The 20,252-nt window shown below is 72.8% G+C and carries 18 protein-coding genes; 3 read left to right on the forward strand and 15 right to left on the reverse strand.

Features of this window, described 5'->3' with window-relative positions:
• Window positions 1–2: 2 nt before the first annotated feature.
• The 13 genes from ACFZBD_RS21985 to ACFZBD_RS22045 form a co-directional block, all read right to left on the reverse strand.
• On the reverse strand, window positions 3–887 hold the full coding sequence (locus ACFZBD_RS21985; RefSeq protein ID WP_391141886.1) for an ABC transporter permease subunit: 885 nt from the start codon (window positions 885–887) through the stop codon (window positions 3–5).
• The gene (locus ACFZBD_RS21990) at window positions 874–1,668 is read right to left on the reverse strand and encodes an ATP-binding cassette domain-containing protein (protein ID WP_391141888.1); all 795 of its coding nucleotides are present in this window, start codon (window positions 1,666–1,668) and stop codon (window positions 874–876) included. The genes ACFZBD_RS21985 and ACFZBD_RS21990 overlap by 14 nt, the downstream gene beginning before the upstream one ends.
• Before the next feature lie 35 nt (window positions 1,669–1,703).
• Entirely contained in the window at window positions 1,704–2,810 is a 1,107-nt protein-coding gene (locus tag ACFZBD_RS21995) for an aliphatic sulfonate ABC transporter substrate-binding protein (RefSeq protein WP_391141890.1), read from the reverse strand.
• A 191-nt stretch (window positions 2,811–3,001) separates the two neighbouring features.
• Window positions 3,002–4,351: a GTP-binding protein gene (locus ACFZBD_RS22000; RefSeq protein ID WP_391141891.1), complete on the reverse strand. Its 1,350-nt coding sequence runs from the start codon at window positions 4,349–4,351 to the stop codon at window positions 3,002–3,004.
• 2 nt (window positions 4,352–4,353) lie between these two features.
• Window positions 4,354–5,289 carry a sulfate adenylyltransferase subunit CysD gene (gene cysD / locus ACFZBD_RS22005; RefSeq protein WP_391141893.1) on the reverse strand — a complete coding sequence of 312 codons (936 nt, stop codon included), beginning with the start codon at window positions 5,287–5,289 and terminating at the stop codon, window positions 4,354–4,356.
• A complete protein-coding gene (gene cysC / locus ACFZBD_RS22010) occupies window positions 5,286–5,855 on the reverse strand; it encodes an adenylyl-sulfate kinase (RefSeq protein WP_391141895.1) in 570 nt (189 codons plus the stop codon). Before cysC ends, cysD begins: the two co-directional genes overlap by 4 nt.
• Complete coding sequence (locus ACFZBD_RS22015) at window positions 5,855–6,565, reverse strand: phosphoadenylyl-sulfate reductase (protein ID WP_391141901.1); 711 nt, start codon at window positions 6,563–6,565, stop codon at window positions 5,855–5,857. Before ACFZBD_RS22015 ends, cysC begins: the two co-directional genes overlap by 1 nt.
• Entirely contained in the window at window positions 6,562–6,741 is a 180-nt protein-coding gene (locus ACFZBD_RS22020) for a hypothetical protein (protein ID WP_391141904.1), read from the reverse strand. The genes ACFZBD_RS22015 and ACFZBD_RS22020 overlap by 4 nt, the downstream gene beginning before the upstream one ends.
• Before the next feature lie 88 nt (window positions 6,742–6,829).
• The gene (locus ACFZBD_RS22025; protein ID WP_391141907.1) at window positions 6,830–8,527 is read right to left on the reverse strand and encodes a nitrite/sulfite reductase; all 1,698 of its coding nucleotides are present in this window, start codon (window positions 8,525–8,527) and stop codon (window positions 6,830–6,832) included.
• A 126-nt stretch (window positions 8,528–8,653) separates the two neighbouring features.
• Entirely contained in the window at window positions 8,654–8,737 is an 84-nt protein-coding gene (locus ACFZBD_RS22030; protein WP_310591794.1) for a putative leader peptide, read from the reverse strand.
• A gap of 136 nt (window positions 8,738–8,873) precedes the next feature.
• Window positions 8,874–9,443, reverse strand: a complete 570-nt coding sequence (locus ACFZBD_RS22035) for a GNAT family N-acetyltransferase (protein ID WP_391141909.1) — start codon at window positions 9,441–9,443, stop codon at window positions 8,874–8,876.
• Window positions 9,444–9,500: 57 nt separating this feature from the next.
• Entirely contained in the window at window positions 9,501–10,808 is a 1,308-nt protein-coding gene (locus ACFZBD_RS22040) for a GAF domain-containing protein (RefSeq protein ID WP_391141912.1), read from the reverse strand.
• 241 nt (window positions 10,809–11,049) lie between these two features.
• Window positions 11,050–12,693 carry an acyl-CoA dehydrogenase family protein gene (locus ACFZBD_RS22045; RefSeq protein WP_391141914.1) on the reverse strand — a complete coding sequence of 548 codons (1,644 nt, stop codon included), beginning with the start codon at window positions 12,691–12,693 and terminating at the stop codon, window positions 11,050–11,052.
• A gap of 17 nt (window positions 12,694–12,710) precedes the next feature.
• Between ACFZBD_RS22045 and ACFZBD_RS22050 the strand changes: the two genes are divergently transcribed.
• Both ACFZBD_RS22050 and ACFZBD_RS22055 read left to right on the forward strand, forming a co-directional pair.
• The gene (locus ACFZBD_RS22050) at window positions 12,711–13,826 is read left to right on the forward strand and encodes a YhjD/YihY/BrkB family envelope integrity protein (RefSeq protein WP_391141916.1); all 1,116 of its coding nucleotides are present in this window, start codon (window positions 12,711–12,713) and stop codon (window positions 13,824–13,826) included.
• A 48-nt stretch (window positions 13,827–13,874) separates the two neighbouring features.
• Complete coding sequence (locus tag ACFZBD_RS22055) at window positions 13,875–14,669, forward strand: helix-turn-helix domain-containing protein (RefSeq protein ID WP_391141919.1); 795 nt, start codon at window positions 13,875–13,877, stop codon at window positions 14,667–14,669.
• Here ACFZBD_RS22055 and ACFZBD_RS22060 read toward each other — a convergent pair.
• Both ACFZBD_RS22060 and ACFZBD_RS22065 read right to left on the reverse strand, forming a co-directional pair.
• Window positions 14,606–15,055, reverse strand: a complete 450-nt coding sequence (locus tag ACFZBD_RS22060) for a VOC family protein (RefSeq protein WP_391141921.1) — start codon at window positions 15,053–15,055, stop codon at window positions 14,606–14,608. The genes ACFZBD_RS22055 and ACFZBD_RS22060 overlap by 64 nt on opposite strands.
• Before the next feature lie 11 nt (window positions 15,056–15,066).
• Window positions 15,067–18,696, reverse strand: a complete 3,630-nt coding sequence (locus tag ACFZBD_RS22065; protein WP_391141922.1) for a tetratricopeptide repeat protein — start codon at window positions 18,694–18,696, stop codon at window positions 15,067–15,069.
• Window positions 18,697–19,070: 374 nt separating this feature from the next.
• On the opposite strand from ACFZBD_RS22065, the gene rsgA reads away from it, so the two are divergent.
• Complete coding sequence (gene rsgA / locus ACFZBD_RS22070) at window positions 19,071–20,186, forward strand: ribosome small subunit-dependent GTPase A (protein ID WP_391141925.1); 1,116 nt, start codon at window positions 19,071–19,073, stop codon at window positions 20,184–20,186.
• The last annotated feature ends 66 nt before the right edge of the window (window positions 20,187–20,252 follow it).

The following is a 20,252-nucleotide window of genomic DNA, read 5'->3' on the forward strand; positions in this document are numbered from 1 at the left end:
TGTCAGCTCCGGGCCAGCAGACCGCGGCTGCGCAGGACCGAGCGCTCCAGCGGGCTGAAGATCAGCAGGTCGATGGCGATGCCGACGACCAGGATCAGGATGATGGCGAGGAAGATCCCCGGCATGTCGATGTTGTTGCGGCCGTTCTCCAGCAACTGGCCCAGGCCGAGGCCCAGTTCCGGGGAGGAGGCGATGATCTCGGCGGCCATCAGGGAGCGCCAGGAGAACGCCCATCCCTGCTTCAGCCCCGCCAGATAGCCGGGCAGCGCGGCCGGCATCACGATGTGCCAGGCGCCCCTCAGCCCGGTCGCGCCGAGCGTCTGCCCGGCCCGCAGGAAGAGCGGCGGCACCTGGTCGACGCCGGCCACCAGGCCGTTGGCGATCGAGGGGACCGCGCCGAGCAGGATCACCGCGTACATCATCTGGTCGTTGAGGCCGATCCAGAGCACCGCGGGGGCGACCCAGGCGACCGAGGGCAGCGACTGGAGCCCGGAGAGGATCGGGCCGATCGCCGCCCGGACGAACTTCACCCGGGCGACCAGCAGACCCAGCGGCGTACCGATGGCGAGCGCCATCAGGAAGCCGAGCAGGGCCCGGGACACGCTCGTCCACAGGACGTCGAGGAGCGTGCCTTCCAGCCACATCGTGGACAGGCTGTCCCAGACGGCGGACGGCGGCGGGAGCTTGAACTCGTCCGTGACCTGGGCGGTCACCAGGAGCTGCCAGACGACCAGCACCAGCGCGACGGCGAGGACCGGGGGCAGCACCTTCTTCAGCAGGACCTCGCGGACCGGCGTGCGGTTCACCTGCACGGCGTCGAGCGCGTCGAGGCCCGCTTCCAGGCCGGCCAGATCGTCGGCCTTGGTGGTCGTGTCAGTGCTGGCCATGACGGCGGATCTCCCCACGCAGTTCTTCGGTGATCTCGACGGACAGCTCCGCCACGGCGGCGTCCTCGATGCGGCGCGGCTGCGGGATGTCGATGCTCCACTCCCGGGCGATCCGGCCGGGGCGGGACGACAGCAGGACCACCCGCTCGGCCAGCCGCACGGCCTCGCGCACGTTGTGGGTCACGAACAGCACCGACAGCTTCGTCTCGCGCCAGATCCGGGTCAGCTCGTCGTGCAGCACGTCCCGGGTGATGGCGTCGAGCGCCGCGAACGGCTCGTCCATCAGCAGCAGGTCGCTGTCCTGGGCGAGCGCCCTGGCCAGGGCCACGCGCTGGCGCATACCGCCGGACAGCTCGTGGACCCGCTTGCCGTACGAGCCGCGGAGCCGTACCAGTTCGAGCAGGCGCTCCGCCTCCGGGCGGCGTTCGGACTTCGGGACGCCGCGCAGCCGCAGCGCCAGTTCGATGTTCTTGCCCGCGGTCAGCCACGGGAAGAGGGCGTGCTCCTGGAACATCAGGGCGGGCCGGCCGCCGGGCGTCTCGATGGAGCCCGCGGACGGCCGGTCGAGTCCGGCGACCAGGTTGAGCAGCGTGGACTTGCCGCAGCCCGAGGCCCCCAGCAGGGTGACGAACTCGCCCGGGGCGACATCGAGCGTGATGTCGTCGAGAACGAGCTGCGGACCCGCGGGTCCGCCGAAGGACTTCGATACATGCTCGATCCGTGCGGCATGGGTCACCGCCACACGGTCCTCGGCCTTGGCGAGCGTCGCGGTCGTGGCCATGGTCGTCACCTCCTGGGAACTCGGCTGGTTGGGGGCTACTTGACGCCGAGACCGGCGTCGGCGACCTCGGGCCGGCCCGCGGCCTTCAGGACCTTGTCGAGCGGCCTCAGGTCGTAGATGCCGTTCAGGTCGGGCTTCTTGAGGAGTCCGGCCTTCACCGCGTGGTCGGCCTGGGCCCGGAGCGTCGCGGCCAGCGGATCGTCGGTGAACCGGATCGAGGGCCAGGCGGCGTCGATGACCTCGGCGCCGAGCGGCTTGCCGGTGAGGTCCTCGAGCTTGGCGTTCGCCGACGCCTTGGCCTTGTCCGGGTTGGCGTTGATCCACGCGTTGGTCTTCACCGAGCCGCGCAGGACCGCCTCGACCACGTCCGGGTGCTCGGTGAGGAACTTCTGGGACACGATGATGTTCGTGATCACGAACTTCTCGTCGGGCCACAGCGTCGACTCGTCGAGCAGCACCTTCGCGCCCTCGGCGACGAGCTTGGACGCCGTCGGCTCCGCGGCCCAGGCACCGTCGATGGAGCCTGAGGTGTAGGCGTTGGGGGTGACCTTGTTGTCCGTGCGGACCACGGAGACGTCGCCCTTGCCGCTCTGGGCGTCGACCTTCCAGCCCTTCTCGGAGATCCAGTTGAGGAAGGCCACGTCCTGCGTGTTGCCGAGCTGCGGGGTGGCGATCCTCTTGCCCTTGAGGTCGTCCAGGGTCTTGATCTTCTCGGGGTTGACGACGAGCTTCACGCCGCCGGAGGCCGAGCCGCCGACAATCCGCAGGTTCTTGCCGTGGGACTTGGTGTAGCCGTTGATCGCGGGGGAGGGGCCGATGAAGCCGATGTCGATCGAGTCGGCGTTCAGCGCCTCGATCTCGGAGGGGCCGGCGTTGAAGGTGGAGGCCTCGAGCCGCGTGCCGCCCAGTTCCTTCTGGAGAATGCCCTCCTGGTCGCCCACCAGGGCCGTGGCGTGGGTCAGGTTCGGGAAGTACCCGACGCGGACCGTGTCGGCCGAGAGCTTCGCGCCCTCGGCGGCCACCTTCTTCCGGTCGTCCTTGGCCTGGGAGCCGTAGCCGCACGAGGCGAGCGCGCCGATCAGCAGCGGCAGAGCCGCGAGGGCGGCGAGCGAGCGGCGCGAGGTGGTACGGAAGGCAGGCACGGAGGTTCCCCTCAGGGTCTTCGAAGTTCTCGTCGTCTATGGCGTGCGGGGTGGAGCGGGACGGCGTCGCGTACGCGGCGCACCGGCGTCAGCACGCACATCGCCCGACTCCTCCCCGGCCCGCGCCGAGGGCGCCGGAACCCACCCGGCCGCCCTCCTTGGCGAAGGTGGCGTAGACGTCCCGGCGCATGTCAGAAGTCCCAGCCCTCGTCGTCGGCGGCGGCCGCGGGAAGGGCCTTGGCGGTGGCGAAGGACTCGCCCGCCATGCCGGCGGCGAGCGTGGTGCCGTCCGCGGGGTCGATCAGCAGGAACGATCCGGTACGCCGCGAGTCGGCGTACGCGTCCAGCGCGAGCGGCTCGGCGGTACGGACCCTCACCCGGCCGATGTCGTTGGCGACGAGCTGCCCGGGCTCGGGGTGCTGGGAGAGGTCGTCCAGGGTCAGCCGGGACGGGATCTCCTTGACGATCGCCTTGACCGTGCGGGTGGTGTGCTTCAGGAGCACGCGCTGACCGACGGAGAGCGGCTGGTCGGCCACGTGGCAGACCGTCGCCTCCACGTCCTGGCTGGTGGCCGGGGCGTCGCCGTGCGGGGCCAGCAGGTCGCCGCGCGAGATGTCGATGTCGTCGGCGAGCCTGATGGTGACCGACTGCGGGGCCCAGGCGATGTCCACGGACTCGCCCAGCGCGTCGATCCCGGTGATCGTGGAGGTCCGGCCCGAGGGCAGGACCGTGATCTCCTCGCCGACCCGGAAGGCGCCGGCCGCGATCTGACCGGCGTAGCCGCGGTAGTCGGGGTGTTCGGCGGTCTGCGGGCGGATCACGTACTGCACGGGGAAGCGCGCGTGGCACGCCGTGAGGTCGTGGCTGACCGGCACGGTCTCCAGGTGCTCGAGGACGGTGGGGCCGCCGTACCAGTCCATGTTCGCGGACGGCTCCACGACGTTGTCGCCGGCCAGCGCCGAGATCGGGATCGCGGTGATCTCCGGGACGCCCAGCTCGGAGGCGTACGTCGTGAACTCCTCGGCGATCGCGGCGAAGACGGGCTCGGCGTAGTCGACGAGGTCCATCTTGTTCACGGCCAGGACGACGTGCGGCACCCGCAGCAGCGCGGCGACGGCGGCGTGCCGGCGGGTCTGCTCGACGACACCGTTGCGGGCGTCGACCAGGACCACGGCCAGCTCGGCCGTCGAGGCGCCGGTCACCATGTTCCGGGTGTACTGCACGTGCCCGGGGGTGTCGGCGAGGATGAACCGGCGGCGCGCCGTGGCGAAGTAGCGGTAGGCCACGTCGATGGTGATGCCCTGCTCGCGCTCGGCCCGCAGCCCGTCGGTGAGCAGCGCGAGGTCCGGCGCCTCCTGGCCGCGCTTGAGGGACGCGGCCTCGACGGCCTCCAGCTGGTCGGTGAGGACCGACTTGGAGTCGTGGAGGAGCCGGCCCACCAGGGTCGACTTGCCGTCGTCGACGGAGCCGGCGGTGGCGAAGCGCAGCAGGGTGGTCGCCGAGACGTCGGCGAACTGCTCGGTGGTGCTCGTGCTCGTCATGGCTAGAAGTACCCTTCGCGCTTGCGGTCTTCCATCGCGGCCTCGGACATCTTGTCGTCGGCGCGGGTCGCGCCCCGCTCGGTGAGACGGGAGGCGGCGATCTCGGCGATCACGGCGTCCAGCGTGGTGGCGTCGGAGTCGACGGCGCCCGTGCAGGACATGTCACCGACGGTGCGGTAGCGGATGAGCCGCGTCTCGACCGTCTCGGTGTCCTTGGGGCCGCCCCAGTCGCCGGCCGTCAGCCACATGCCGTTGCGGGCGAAGACCTCGCGCTCGTGGGCGAAGTAGATCTCGGGCAGCTCGATGCCCTCGCGGGCGATGTACTGCCAGACGTCCAGCTCGGTCCAGTTGGAGAGCGGGAAGACCCGGACGTGCTCGCCGGGCGCGTGCCGGCCGTTGTACAGCTGCCACAGCTCGGGGCGCTGACGGCGCGGGTCCCACTGGGAGAACTCGTCGCGGAGGCTGAACACCCGCTCCTTGGCGCGGGCCTTCTCCTCGTCGCGGCGGCCGCCGCCGAACACCGCGTCGAAACGGTGCTGCTGGATCGCCTCGGTCAGCGGCACCGTCTGGAGCGGGTTGCGCGTCCCGTCGGGACGCTCGCGGAGCTTCCCGGCGTCGATGTACTCCTGCACGGAGGCGACGTGCAGCCGCAGCCCGTGCTTCTCGACCGTCCGGTCGCGGTACTCGATGACCTCGGGGAAGTTGTGCCCGGTGTCGACGTGCAGCAGCGTGAACGGCACCGGCGCCGGCGCGAACGCCTTCAGCGCCAGGTGCAGCATCACGATCGAGTCCTTGCCGCCGGAGAAGAGGATCACCGGCCGCTCGAACTCGCCCGCCACCTCACGGAAGATGTGCACGGCCTCGGACTCGAGCGAGTCCAGGTGCGACAGCGCGAACGGGCTGTCGGTCGCTTCGTCGATGGTGACGGCGGTCGTCATGCGAGACCCCTCTCGGTGAGCAGCGCGTGGAGCTGCGCCGCCGACTCCTGCACGGTCTGGTTCTGGGACTCGATCCGCAGATCGGGGTCGGCCGGCTCGTCGTACGGGTCGTCGACCCCGGTCAGGCCGCTGATCTCGCCGGCGGCCTGCTTGGCGTACAGCCCCTTCACATCGCGTACGGAGCACACGTCGACCGGAGTGGCGACGTGCACCTCGACGTAGGGGGTGCCCTCGGACTGGTGGCGCTTGCGGACGGCCTCGCGGCTGTCCTGGTAGGGAGCGATGACCGGGACCAGGACCTTCACACCGTTCGAGGCGAGCAGCTCGGCGACGAAGCCGATGCGCTGCACGTTGGTGTGCCGGTCCTCGCGGGTGAAGCCGAGGCCCGCCGAGAGGAACTCGCGGATCTCGTCGCCGTCGAGCACCTCGACACGGTGGCCCTCGCCGCGCAGGCGGCCGGCCAGTTCGTACGCGATGGTGGTCTTGCCGGCGCTCGGCAGGCCCGTGAGCCAGATGGTGGCACCGGTCACGTGGTTCTCCTGGGAAGAGGTCTGGATGGTGGTCATCAGCCGTGCAGTCCGCATTCCGTCTTGGCGCGCCCGGCCCAGCGGCCGGCCCGGGCGTCCTCGCCCTCCTCGACGCGGCGGGTGCAGGGGGCGCAGCCGACGGAGGCGTAACCGTCCATCAGCAGCGGGTTGGTGAGCACGCCGTGCTCGGCGACGTACGCGTCGACGTCGTCCTGCGTCCAACGGGCGATGGGCGAGATCTTGACCTTCCGGCGCTTCTCGTCCCAGCCGACGACCGGGGTGTTCGCCCGGGTCGGGGACTCGTCGCGGCGCAGACCGGTCGCCCAGGCGCGGTACGCGGTCAGGCCCTCTTCGAGGGGCTTGACCTTGCGCAGCGCGCAGCACCGGTCGGGGTCGCGGTCGTGCAGCCGGGGGCCGTACTGCGCGTCCTGCTCGGCCACCGTCTGACGCGGGGTCAGGGTGATGACGTTGACGTCCATCACGGCCTCGACCGCGTCACGGGTGCCGATGGTCTCGGGGAAGTGGTAGCCGGTGTCGAGGAAGACGACGTCCACGCCCGGCGCGGCACGCGAGGCGAGATGGGCGACCACGGCGTCCTCCATGGAGGAGGTGACGCAGAAGCCCTTGCCGAACGTGTCGGTCGCCCACTGGAGGATCTCCAGCGCGGAGGCGTCCTCCAGATCGCGTCCGGCCCGCTCGGCGAGCGCCTTGAGGTCGGTGTCCTCGGTGATGACCTGAGTCGTCGTCATATCTCGTCCCTTCCAGCAGGGTTGCTCGAAGTGCCCGGAGCGAGGAGCCCCAGGAACTTCAGCTGGAAGGCTCGACCGCATGCCCGGCATTCCCAGGCGCCGTGGCCCTGCTCGTTCGGACGCAGGTCCTCGTCGCCGCAGTACGGGCAGTAGAAGGGCGCGGCTCGCTCGCTCACAGCGCACTCCTTTCCGCTGCTCCGCCCACACGGCGCGGGGTGGCGGCCGTCGTCGTCGGCTGCGGCCCGGCGGCCGCGTGTGCGTCGCTCATGACAGCGCCTCTTCCGAGGCGCGCGCCGCCCAGGTGGCGAAGCGCTCGCCGTCCTCGCGCTGCTCCTGGAAGCGCTTGAGGACCCGCTCGACGTAGTCGGGCAGCTCGGCGGAGGTCACCTTCAGGCCGCGGACCTTGCGGCCGAAGCCGGCCTCCAGGCCGAGCGCGCCGCCGAGGTGGACCTGGTAGCCCTCGACCCGGTTGCCGTCGTCGTCCAGGACCAGCTGCCCCTTGAGACCGATGTCCGCCACCTGGATACGGGCGCAGGCGTTGGGGCACCCGTTGATGTTGATGGTGAGGGGCTCGTCGAACTCCGGGATGCGGCGCTCCAGTTCGTCGATCAGGGCGGAGCCGCGCGCCTTGGTCTCGACGATCGCGAGCTTGCAGAACTCGATGCCGGTGCAGGCCATCGTGCCGCGCCGGAACGGTGAGGGCGTGACCCGCAGGTCCAGCGACTCCAGCGCGGAGACGAGGGACTCGACCTGCGGCTCCTCGACGTCGAGGACGATCATCTTCTGCTCGGCGGTGGTCCGCAGCCGGCCCGAGCCGTGTGCCTCGGCGATCCCGGCGATCTTGGTGAGCGTGGCGCCGTCGACCCGGCCGACGCGCGGCGCGAACCCGACGTAGAACCGGCCGTCCTTCTGCCGGTGGACACCGACGTGGTCGCGCCACTGGCCGGCGGGCTCGGCCGGGGCCGGACCGTCGGTGAGGGCGCGCTTGAGGTACTCCTCCTCCAGGACGCGGCGGAACTTCTCCGGGCCCCAGTCCGCGACCAGGAACTTCAGCCGCGCGCGGTTCCGCAGCCGGCGGTAGCCGTAGTCGCGGAAGATGGAGATGACGCCTTCGTAGACGTCCGGGACCTCGTCGAGCGAGACCCAGGTGCCCAGGCGCACGCCCAGCTTGGGGTTGGTGGAGAGGCCGCCGCCGACCCAGACGTCGAAGCCGGGGCCGTGCTCGGGGTGGTGCACGCCGACGAAGGCGATGTCGTTGATCTCGTGCGCCACGTCGAGCAGCGGCGAGCCGGAGACCGCCGACTTGAACTTGCGGGGGAGGTTGGAGAAGTCCTTGTTGCCGACGATCCGGCGGTGGATCTCGTCGATGGCGGGGGTGCCGTCGACGATCTCGTTCTCGGCGATGCCGGCGACCGGCGACCCGAGGATGACGCGCGGGGTGTCGCCGCAGGCCTCGGTCGTGGACAGCCCGACCGCCTCGAGGCGGTTCCAGATCTCGGGCACGTCCTCGATCCGGATCCAGTGGTACTGCACGTTCTGGCGGTCGGTGATGTCGGCGGTGCCCCGCGCGAACTCCTGCGAGATCTCGCCGATCACCCGCAGCTGCTCGGTGGTCAGCCGGCCGCCGTCGATGCGGACCCGGAGCATGAAGTACTCGTCGTCCAGCTCCTCCGGCTCCAGGACGCCGGTCTTGGTGCCGTCCAGACCCTGCTTGCGCTGGGTGTAGAGGCCCCACCAGCGCATGCGGCCGCGCAGGTCGTTGGGGTCGATGGAGTCGAATCCGCGCTTGGAGTAGACCGTCTCAATACGTGTCCGCACATTGAGACCGTCGTCGTCCTTCTTGAACTGCTCATTGCCGTTCAGCGGGGTGAAGTGCCCCGCGGCCCACTGACCCTCGCCACGGTGACGCCCGGCCTTGCGGCGGGCGGCGACGGGAGTGGGGTTTTCCGGGGTGGCGGCCATGGCGTTTTGTCCTTCGGGACTGCGGGAGGGCGGCTCTGACCTGCACACTCGCGCTCAGGTCAGAGGGTGGCGCGTCGGTGCGCAGCAGGGTCGTGCAGAAAGTCGATCGCGGCGGTGCTGGTTCTCTCAGCGCGCCGGACAGATGGCGCTGGACATGCGGCCTAGGTCGACGTGCCGCCGACTCACCAAGGCAATTCCAGTTCCAGACATGACGGAAGCGTGTCACGGGCCTTTGGACTCAGTCCAGCTTCGTCCGGTATGTGGACACCACCGTCCCGCATCGCGAGACGGTGTGCCGTGGGTCACTCCGTAAGGGTGCTGCTCAGGGTGGGGACGGCGGTTCCGCTCAGCCGTGGGCGCCGGGCCAGGGGCCGGGCACCGGCGCCTCCTCGGCCTGTTCCACCGTGGTGTCGAAAAGCCGGAAGCCGCGCCGCTGGTAGTTGTCCATGGCGTGCGGACCGTCCAGGGAACAGGTGTGCAGCCACACCCGCCGGGTCGGCTCCCGGTCCGGCCACCGCTCGGCCAGGTCCCACGCGCGCCGCACGCCCTCGGTCAGCAGATGGCCGCCGATCCGGCGCCCCCGGAAGGAAGGGATCAGACCGAAATAGAGGATCTCCACGACCCCGTCGTCCTGCGGGTCGAGCTCCACGTACCCGGCCGGCGTCCCCTTCTCGTACGCCACCCAGATCTCGGACCCCGGCCGCTCGACGATCTCCTGCCACTCCTTGTACGACAGGTGCAGCCGGTCGTTCCAGCTGATGTCACCGCCGACCGCCGTATAGAGGAAGCGGGCGAACTCGGGGGAGGGCACCTCGGCCCGCACGATCCGCACGTCGTCGCCCTCCGGCGGGGCGGCGGGACGCAGGTCACGGGCCGAGGTCTGTTCGAGGGACCAGGTGGTGAGAGTGATGCTCATACGTCCATCGCATCATGCGGAGCGCGAGATTCCCATGGGGGTCCGGCGTTGTGTGCGTTACCCGCCCCGGGGCCCGGGCACCCGGGCCGCGCGGATCGCCGGAGCCGTGGAGTGGGGGAGCAGGTCCTCCGCCCCGGCCGGGCGGACGACCTCCACGTCGACCTCCTCGCTGAACCGGTACGGACGGTGGGCGAGCACGCTCGCCAGGGTGCGGCGGACCCGGGACATCTCCGCCCGCACCGTCACCGTCCTCGTCCGGTCCCCGAACACGTCCTGGGCCAGCTCCGCCGCCGTCCGCCCGTCCCGGTGCAGCGCGAGCAGGAACAGCAGCTCCGCGTGGCGCGGACTCAGCTCCCGCGACCAGCTCCCCGCCGCGCCCGACACCGTCACCGACCACCGGCGCGGCCGGCTCAGATCGAGCACCACCCTGCTCGGCGCCCGGGACGGGTCCGGCTCCGCCGCCCGCTCCTCCTCCACCCGTAGCAGCCAGCCGCCCGGCAGCGGCTCCACCGCGCACGCGCCGAGCGCCGGCAGCCAGACCCGGCCGGCCCGGAACGACGTCGGCAGCGCGATCCGGTCCACCGGCGCCATCCCGGTCACCGCCGCCGTCCAGCCGTGCCGGTCCACCGCGATGGCTCGCCCCCCGACCCGGCACAGGATCGGCGCGGCCACCGAGCGCAGCCGCTCGATGGAGCGCAGATGACGCTGGCGCATCTCCGCCTCGGCCAGCCGGGCCACCGAGCCGACCAGGGCCAGCGTCGCCGGATGGAAACTCGACGCGGGACCGCTCACGTCCACGATCCCCAGCAGCCGCTGATCACGCGGGTCGTGCACCGGGGCGGCGGCGCAGGTCCAGGAGTGCAGCGCGTGGACGTAGTGCTCGGCCGAGTGCACCTGGACGGGGCGGCGCATCGCGAGCGCCGTCCCCACCGCGTTGGTCCCGGTGGTGTGCTCCGTCCAGGCCGCGCCCTCCTCCAGGCAGATGCCGTTGGCCTGCCGCATCACCGCGAGGTTGCCCTCCCGCCACAGCACCCGGCCCTGGTCGTCGGTGACCACCATGATCTGCAGGGAGGCGTCGGCGATCCCGGCCAGTCCCGTGCTCAGCGTCCGCATCACCTCGCCGAGGACCGTGGCGCGCCGCCGCTCCTCCAGCTCGTCCCGTCCGAGCAGCACGCTGCTGGTGCCCTGGTCCGGGTCGAGCCCCAGCCGGAACATCCGCCGCCAGGAGGCGTCGATGACGGGTCGGGGCGCGATCGGCGGCGTCCGGCCGGCCAGGGTCTCCTCGCGGACGCGGTGCAGCAGCCGGGCGGCCTGGGCGGCGTCCATCGCGGCGAGCCGGCCCATGTCGAGCCGCGTGTTCTTCATCGGTCCCTCCCGGCCGCCCGCGGTGCTGTGTCGGATCCGCCGAGGGAACCGCCGACGGGCGAGGCCAGTGCCCATCGTGCCGCCCGCCGCGCCCCGGTGACGGGCGGTTCGGGTAATCCTGCAACCCTTTGCAACTCTGGCAGCCGAACGCTCCGTCCACGAGGGTGGTGTCAGCCGAGGGTGGTGCCGTGTCGGCGCAGCACCACCCCCGGCTCTCCCGCCCCGCGGCGCGCCCCCGTGCTCAGGCGTCCACCTCCACGCGGGCCCGCTCCACCACCGCGCCCAGGTCCAGGGTCGACGGCAGCGTCCCGAACGCCGATCCCCAGTCACCGCCGAGCCGCGAGGCGCAGAACGCGTCCGCCACCTCCGCCGGCGCCCACCGCACGAGCAGCGACCCCTGGAGCACCAGGGCCATCCGCTCCACCAGCCGCCGTGCCCGGCCCTCGACCCCCTCCAGATCGGCCAGTTCGGTCAGCATCCCCTTGATCGCCCCGTCGAGACGGTGGTCCGCGCCGCGCGCCGCCCCGACCTCCGTCAGGAAGGCGTTCAGCGCCCGCGGCTCCGAGCGCAACGCCCGCAGCACATCGAGCGCCTGGACATTGCCCGAGCCCTCCCAGATCGAGTTGAGCGGCGATTCGCGCAGCAGCCGGGGCAGCCCCGACTCCTCCACGTAGCCGTTGCCGCCCAGACACTCCAGCGCCTCCGCCACCACCGGCAGGCACCGCTTCGTCACCCAGTACTTCGCCACCGGCACCGCGATCCGCGCGAACGCCCGCTCCGCCTCCGTGTCGGCGTCGTACGCCGCCGCGAGCCGCATCCCGAGGACCGTCGCCGCCTCCGACTCCAGCGCCAGATCCGCCAGCACGTTCCGCATCAGCGGCTTGTCGACCAGCAGCCCGCCGAACGCCCGCCGGTGCCCGGCGTGGTGCACGGCCTGCGCCACCGCCTGCCGCATCAGCCCCGCCGACCCCAGCACGCAGTCCAACCGGGTCGCCGCCACCATCCCGATGATCGTCCGGATGCCGCGCCCCTCCTCCCCGACCCGGCGCCCCCACGTCGTCCCGTCGAACTCCACCTCCGCGGAGGCGTTCGACCGGTTGCCCAGTTTGTCCTTGAGGCGCTGGATCGCGAACGCGTTGCGCGAGCCGTCCTCCAGGACCCGCGGCACCAGGAAGCACGTCAGCCCCTCCGGAGCCTGCGCGAGGACCAGGAACGCGTCCGACATCGGAGCCGAGCAGAACCACTTGTGCCCGGTCAGGACGTACTCGCCGTCCGCGTCCAGCCGCCGGGCCGCCGTCGTGTTCTCCCGTACGTCGCTGCCGCCCTGCTTCTCCGTCATCCCCATCCCGAAGAGCACCCCGTCCTTCTCCCGGGGCGGCCGCAGCTCCTCCTCGTACACCAGCGACGTCAGCAGCGGCTCCCAGACGGCGGCCAGCTCCGGATCCGCGCGCAGCGCCGGCACCGCCGCGTGCGTCATCGACACCGGACAGCCGTGCCCCGCCTCGACCTGCGTCTGCACCACGAACCCCGCCGCCCGGCGCACGTGACCACCCGGACGGCCCCACGCCGCCGTCAAACCCGCGTTGACCGACTTCCCCAGGAGCCGGTGCCAGGAGGGATGGAAGTCGACCTCGTCGACCCGGTGCCCGTACCGGTCGTGCGTCCGCAGCCGGGGCGGGAAGGCGTTGGCGAGCGCCCCCCACTCCTGCACCTGAGCCGACCCGGCCGACCGGCCGAGCGTCGTCAGATCGTCCCGCGCGTCCGCGAGGACGTCCGGCGCCAGATGCCGTTCCACGGCCTCCGCCAGAGCCCGGTCGGAGGAGAAGACGTCATATCCCACCAGGGGCGGAGCCTGGTTGGTCACGGTGTGGGTGGTGGCTGCCATGCCGATACGGTAAGGAGGTGCAGGCAGCAAAGGAAACACCCGAGCGGCGGCCCGGGACCAGGCTTCACCGGGCGCGCGTCCTCTACCGCAACGTGTCGAAGCGGAAGATGGTCTGGCTGCTCCTGAAGGACACCGTCAACTCGTGCATCGAGTACCGCATCCTCGGCCTCGCCGCGGAAGCCGCGTTCTTCACCCTGCTGTCGCTGCCCCCGCTGCTCCTCGGCCTCATCGCGCTCCTCGGCTACGCCGACGACTGGACCAATACCGACACGGTCGCCAGCATCGAGGAGAACATCCTGCGGGCCTCCCGGACGGTCCTCTCCGACCGGGGCGTCCGCGAGATCGCCAAACCCGTCCTGGACGACGTCACCCAGGGCAAACGCCCCGACCTGATCTCGATCGGCTTCGCCATCGCCCTGTGGTCCGGCTCGCGCGCCGTGAACGTCTTCATCGACACGATCACCGTGATGTACGGGCTCGACGGCCACCGCGGCATCGTGAAGACCCGCCTCCTGGCCTTCCTGCTCTACATCGTGGCCCTGCTCATCGGCGCCGTCGTCCTGCCGCTGGCCGTGGTCGGCCCCGACCGGGTGGTCGAACTGATCCCCTGGGGCACGGAAGTCGTCTCGGTGCTGTACTGGCCGGCCGTCATCCTGCTCTCCATCGCCTTCCTCACCACGCTCTACCACGTCTCCGTCCCCGTCCGCTCGCCGTGGATCGAGGACATCCCCGGCGCGCTGGTGGCCCTGGGCATGTGGGTGCTCGGCAGCTTCCTGCTGCGGATCTACCTCACCAGCCAGGTCGAGGGGCCCACCATCTACGGCTCCCTCGCCGCCCCGATCGCCGTGCTGCTCTGGATCGGCATCTCCGCCTTCGCCGTCCTGGTCGGCGCGGCCGTGAACGCGGCGATCGACCGCGTCTGGCCCTCGGTCGCCACCGCCGCCGCCCGCGAGGCCGGCGAACGCGCCCGCGCCGCCCAGGCCGCCGAACTCGTCGCCCGCCTGCGCGCGGAGGCCGAGGACGTCGACGACGACGACCCGGACATGCCCTCGGAGTTCCCGGAACGCTGGTCGCGCTTCCTGCCCCCGGACGACGTCAAGTCGCGCCTGCACTCCGGCTGGGAGAAGGAGTGACGGACGGCCGTCCGGCCGGGCATCAGTAGCGGCCGGGAGACCGCGGGGATGAGCCGGCCGGGGCGGGCGCCTACCCTCGGAAGGGTGTACGAAGAACGTCCGGCGCGGGTCGACGGAGCCGTCCTCTGGACCCGCGTCCTCGGCCCCGGGCCCGGCGCGGAACACCCCGTCCTGCCCGACGGCTGCATGGACCTGCTCTGGTGCGACGGCCGCCTCCTCGTGGCGGGCCCCGACACCCGGGCGTACGTCCCCGAGGGCACCGTCGCCCACTACGCCGGGATCCGCTTCGCGCCCGGCGACGCGCCCGCGCTGCTCGGCGTACCGGCGAACGAACTGCGCGACCGGCGGGTCGCCCTCGGCGCACTGTGGGGCGAGGCCCGGGCCCGGCGGCTCGGCGAACGGATCGCCGCCGCGCCCGACCCCGCCGCCGCCCTGGAGGAACTGGCAGTGCGCCGGGCCGCCGACGCCCCGGCCCCCGACCCCCTGCTGCGCGAGGTCGTACGGCGGCTGAACGCGGGCCGGACGGTGGCCGAGACCTCCGAGGCCGTCGGGCTCGGCACCCGGCAACTGCACCGGCGGTCGCTCGACGCGTTCGGCTACGGCCCCAAGACCCTGGCCCGGATCCTCCGCCTCCAGCGCGCCCTCGCCCTGGCCCGGACCGGGCTGCCGTACTCCGAGGCGGCCCTCCGCGCCGGCTGCGCCGACCAGGCGCACCTGGCCCGCGAGACGAGGGCGCTGACGGGTATGACCCTCTCCGGCCTCACCGGGCGGGTCTCCTCCTACGCCCCCGCCGCGGCGAAGAGGGAGACGCCGCAGCCGTCCGGGTCCAGGACCACCGCGTAACGCTGTCCCCAGACCGCGTCCCACGGTTCGAGGTGGCCGCGGTACCCGGCCGAGGTCAGCGCCTCGTACACCGCGTCGACCTCGCGCGGCGAGTCGCAGCGGAAGGCGAGCCCGATCCTGTCCCCGCCCTCCGGCCTGCTCCAGGCCGCGTCGAAGGAGCGGATGACCTCCTCCGTGTCCCAGGCGATCCGCATCCCGCCCGGCAGGACGGCCTCCACGTGCGGCTGCGTGTCCGCCTCCGCGGGGAGATCGAGGCCGAGCCGGCGGTAGAAGGCGAGCGAGGCGGCCATGTCGGAGACCACCAGGCCGATGACATCGAGTCGTGGTGCGTTCATGTCCGTACCGTAGGCAGGGCCGGCCGGAGCCGTCTTGTACGAATCGGACACCGGCCGCGCGGTCAGCCGCCGCCCGCAAGCCCGGCCGGCGGGGCCGGGCGCCGCGCCAGGAGGAGCGCGCGGCAGGCCCGAGCCCGCTCGCCCAGGCGGTCGCCGGACGCGGAGAGTTCCGCCAGATAGCAGAGCAGGTCCGTGACGGCGTCGTGGTCGGGGCCCGCCGCGAGGAACGCCTCCACCGCGCCGGCCGGATCGCCCTCCGGTTCGAGGACGAGGACGCGGAACAGGCCGAAGAAGCGGGTGGCGTCGCCCCACCGCCCCTCCACGGGCCGGCCCAGCAGCTCCCGCCACTGCTCCGCGCACGCGGCGGCCCCCGACTCCAGCGTGTCCAGCACGGCCTTCTCGAAGAGGTACCCCAGGTCGGCGGGGCGGGCGGCGACGGCCGCTTCGATGTCCTCGCGCGCCGGCGCGAGCGAGCCCGCCTCCCGGTGGGCGACGCCCCGCTGCGCGAGGTGCCACGGCTCACCGGGTTCGACGTCGAGCGCGGCCGTGAAGTCGGCGACCGCCTCCGCGTACCTCCCCGCCTGCCGGTGGGCGACACCCCGCTGCGCGAGCGCCAGGCCGAGCGTGGGATCGGCGTCGAGCGCGGCGGTGAAGTCGGCGACGGCCCGCTCGTACCGGCCGGCGTTGCGATGCGCCTCGCCCCGCTCCGCGAGGGCCCAGACGAGGGAGCCGTCGAGGTCGAGCGCCGCGGTGAAGTCGGCGACCGCCTCGTCGAATCGCCCCGCGTGCAGCCGCGTCTCCCCGCGCTGCGCGAGGGCCCACGCGAAGTCCGGCACCAGCGCGAGCGCGCTGGTGAAGTCGGCGACCGACTCGTCGTACCGCTCCGTCTGACGGAAGGCCACCCCCCGCTGGGCGTGGGCGTCGACGAGCGTGGGATCCAGCGCGAGCGCGGCGGTCAGGTCCGCGACGGCCTCGTCGTACCTCCCCCGCAGGCGCTGGATGAAGCCCCGCCGTGCCAGGGCCCACGCGTCGGCCGGGTCGAGCGCGAGCGCGGCCGTGAGGTCGGCGACGGCCTCCTCGTACCGCTCCGCCTCCTGATGGGCCAGCGCCCGGGCGACCAGGGCCCAGTCGAGGGCCGGGTCGAGGGCGAGCGCGGCGGTCAGGTCCGCGACGGCGCGGTCCGCGCGCCCGGCCCCCTGGTGCGCCTGCCCCCGGGAGCCGAGCGTCCACGCGTCGGCCGGGTCGAGGGCGAGCGAGGCGGTGAAGTCGGCGACCGCCTCGTCGTACCGCTCCGCGAGCCGATGGGCCTCGCCCCGCTGGGCGAGCGCGTAGGCGTAGTCGGGTTCGACGGCGAGCGCGGCGGTGTAGTCCGCGACCGACTCGTCGTACCGGCCGGCCTCACGGAACGCGTCACCGCGCTGGGCGAGCGTGAACGCGTGGCCGGGATCCAGGTCGAGGGCGGCGGTCAGGTCGGCGATCGCCTCCTCGTACCGCCCGGCCTGGTGGTGAGCCAGGCCTCGGTGCGCCACCAGCCGCACCGGCACCGGTTCGGGGACCAGGGCGAGCGCGGTCGTGAAATCGGCGACGGCCTCGTCGTACCGCCCCGCCCGCCGGTACGTCTCACCCCGCTCGGAGACCGGCCACGCGTCGGTGGGGTCCCGGTCGACCGCGGCCGTGAGATCGGCGATCGCCTCGTCGTACCGGCCTGCCCGCCGATACGTCTCGCCCCGGTGCGTCAACGCCCACGCGTCGGCGGGGTCGTGGGCCAGGGCCGTGGTCAGGTCGGCGACGGCCTCGTCGTACCGGCCCGCCTCCCGCAGGGCCGCGCCGCGGTGGGCGAGGATCCAGGTCTCCTCCGGCCGCAGGGTCACCGCCGTCGTCAGATCGCGCAGCGCCTCCTCCGGATGGTCGAGCCAACTGTGGGCGTCCCCGCGGTACGCCCAGGCGACGGCGTTGTCCGGGGCGAGCTCGACGGCCCGGTCCAGCGCCACGACCGCCTCCGCCTCCCGGGCCGCCAGGAAGAGATGCCGGCCGCGGTAGGTGTACGCCCAGGCCCGCGCCTCGTCCCCCAGCCGGGCGTGGGTCAGCAGGGCGGTCAGACAGGCGAGCAGCGGTTCCTCGTCGGCGGTGGTGCCCCGCAGGCGGTCCGCCCAGACGAACAGCTCGCGGTCGGCGGTGTCGCGCGCCGCCTGCTCCAGCGTGCCGACCCACTGCTCCAGCGCCTCCGCGTTCCGCCCCGCCGCGTGCACCGCCTCTTCCAGCGCCGCCGTCAGCTCGCCCGCCGGGTGGGCGCACAGGCGGTGGTACACCTCGTCCAGACGGTGCCTGCGCCACCGCGGATCGCTCCACCGCCTCCGACCCGCCGGCAGGTCCCGCTCGGCCGCCTCGCGCCAGACCGCGTGCGTCCCGGCGAGCCGCAGATGGGCGGCGGTCCACCGCCGCGGCGAGTGGGTGCGCTGCTGGCGGACCATGCTCGCCCGCACCACGGCGTGGTACTGCTTGAAGTCACCGCGCCCGTTGACGAACGGCTGCTCGCACAGCCACCCCCACAGGTCCCCCGCCTCCGGGGGCGCCGCGGCGGCGAACACGTCCTCGTTGAGCTGTGTCGCCAACGCGCACGCCAGGACCGTCTCGCGCTGCCGCGGGTCCGTGATCCACTGCACGAACCGCTCCACCACGTCGTCCATTACCTCGGCGCCGACGTCCTCCGCCGCCCGCGGCCGGGCCAGCGCCAGCAGGTCCACCAGCAGCGGCAGCCCCATGGACAACTGCCACACCGCGTCCACGACCTCCGGCTCCGTCACCCCCCGCGCCGCGAGGAGCGTGCGCGTCTCGGCCTCCGTGAACACCTCGAGGGGCACATCGGCCACGAGCGTCCGCAACGGCGCCCAGTCCCGCTCCGCCAGCTCGTCCCGGCCGGCCAGCACCACGATCACGTCCACCGGCAGCGGACCGAAGCCGTCGTCGAGGAGATCCCGCAGCCACCCGTCCAGAAAGCGCCGGGTCTGCTCCCAGGTGTCCAGGAAGAGCACCACCCACGGGTGGCGGGCCGACAGCCGGCCCAGCTCGGAGACGAACGCCCTGCTCAGTCCGGTCGCGTCGGCGCCCCGGACCCGCCGCCCCCGCGAGCGGGCGCCCGCCCGCAGCCGGTCGAGGCCCTGCGCGGCGACGTCGGGGTTCGCCATGGCGGTCACCACACCGACGCCGGGGATGAGCGAGGCCGCCCCCAACGCGGCCTGGGTCACCACCCGGCTCGATGTCGACGCCTCGGCCCCGGCGACCCCGGGACCGTCCACCTGCAGCGGCTCCGCGGCCGCCGTCTCCTGCTCCCGGCGATGCTGCTCGGCGGCCTTGTCGAACTCCTTGAGCGGCCCGCCCTGTTCGGCGAGCTGGCGGGCCAGCTCCGTCAGCGCCTGCGGGACGCCGTGGACATCGTTCTCGTCCACGATCGCGGTCACCGCGCCCGCCCGGCGGGCCGCCTCCTGCCACTGCCGCAGCAGGGACGACTTGCCCACGCCGCCGACACCCCGCACATGGAAGAGGAACTCCGCCGGGTCGGTCTCCGACTCCGGATCCTTCGCCAGGTTGTCCGTGAACAGCGACAGTTGCGCCGAACGCCCCACGAACTGCGCCCGGCTCCGCTGCCGGATCAGCTCGCCGCGCGACCGGACCCGACGCCCCGACCCCGACATGCCCCACCCCCGCTCCGGCCGACGCGTCGTCACCCCGGCGCCGGTCCCCGAGAAGTATGCCGGTCAGGGCCCCGGCCGGGGGCCGGAAGAGCGCCCCGAAAATACCTCGCGCGCTCCGCCGGAGCCGGTCTAAGGTGTGCTCGTCCGCGGGAGACCGGGGACCGGCCGGACCCGGGTGCCGATCACCGCCCCGTGTGCCGTGCCGCGTGATCGTGCCGTGTGATCCAGGAGGTGTGACCGATGGCTGTCGAGTCGATGGGCGCTGCCCGCATCCCGAAGTTCGTCCACACCACCTCCGTGGCCACCGGCTGACCTCTTCACCACCTCGCGCCCGTACGGCGCGTGCCGGGGCCGCCCTTGTGAAGGGTCCCCCCTTGTCTTTCGCCTCTTTCCAGGCACCGCTCTCCCCTTCCGCGCACCCGCTCTCCGCCTACGGCTGGGACGAGGGCTGGGAAGCAGTCTCCGCACCGTACGTCGCCCAAGGGCTGCTGCCGGGCCGGGTCGTCCGCGTCGACCGAGGCCAGTGCGACCTCGTCACCGCCGAGGGCACCGTCCGGGCCGACACCGCCTTCGTCACCCCGCACGACCCGCTCCGGGTCGTCTGCACCGGCGACTGGGCGGTCGTCGACCCCGAGGGCGGCCACCCCCGTTACGTACGGGCGTGCCTCCCGCGCCGTACGGCGTTCGCGCGGTCCACGTCCTCCAAGCGGTCCGAGGGCCAGATCCTCGCGGCCAACGTCGACCACGCCATCATCACCGTCTCGCTCGCCGTCGAGCTCGACCTCGGCCGCATCGAGCGCTTCCTCGCCCTGGCCTGGGAGTCGGGCGCCCAGCCCGTCGTCGTGCTCAGCAAGGCCGACCTCGTGCCCGACCCGGTCGGGCTCTCCTACCTCGTCCAGGACGTCGAGACCGCCGCGCCGGGCGTGCAGGTGCTCCCGGTCAGCGCCACCACCGGCGAGGGAGTGGAGGTGCTCGCCGCGGTCGTGGCGGGCGGGACGAGCGTGCTGCTCGGCGTCTCCGGCGCCGGCAAGTCCACGCTCGCCAACACCCTCCTCGGCGAGGACGTCATGGACGTCCAGGCGGCCCGCGAGGTGGACGGCAAGGGTCGCCACACCACCACCACGCGCAATCTGCTCCGGATGCCGGGGGGCGGCGTCCTGATCGACACCCCGGGACTGCGCGGAGTCGGCCTCTGGGACGCCGAGGCCGGCGTCGGCCAGGTCTTCTCCGAGATCGAGCACCTCGCGGGGGAGTGCCGCTTCCACGACTGCGCCCACGAGTCCGAGCCGGGCTGCGCGGTGACGGCGGCGGTCGAGGACGGCACGCTGCCGGCCCGGCGGCTGGACAGCTACCGCAAGCTCCTGCGCGAGAACCAGCGCATCGTCGCGAAGACCGACGCCCGGCTCCGGGCCGAGATCCTCAAGGACTGGAAGCGCAAGGGCGCGGAAGGCCGGGCCGCGATGGAGGTCAAGCGCGGCCGGGCGCGGTAGCCGGCGCGGACCGGACGGGGCCGGGTGACGCCGGGAGCGGCCGTACGGGTCGGGCGGCGAAGGGCC

The sequence above is a fragment of the Streptomyces sp. NPDC008121 genome (assembly GCF_042957155.1).
GTDB lineage: Bacteria > Actinomycetota > Actinomycetes > Streptomycetales > Streptomycetaceae > Streptomyces.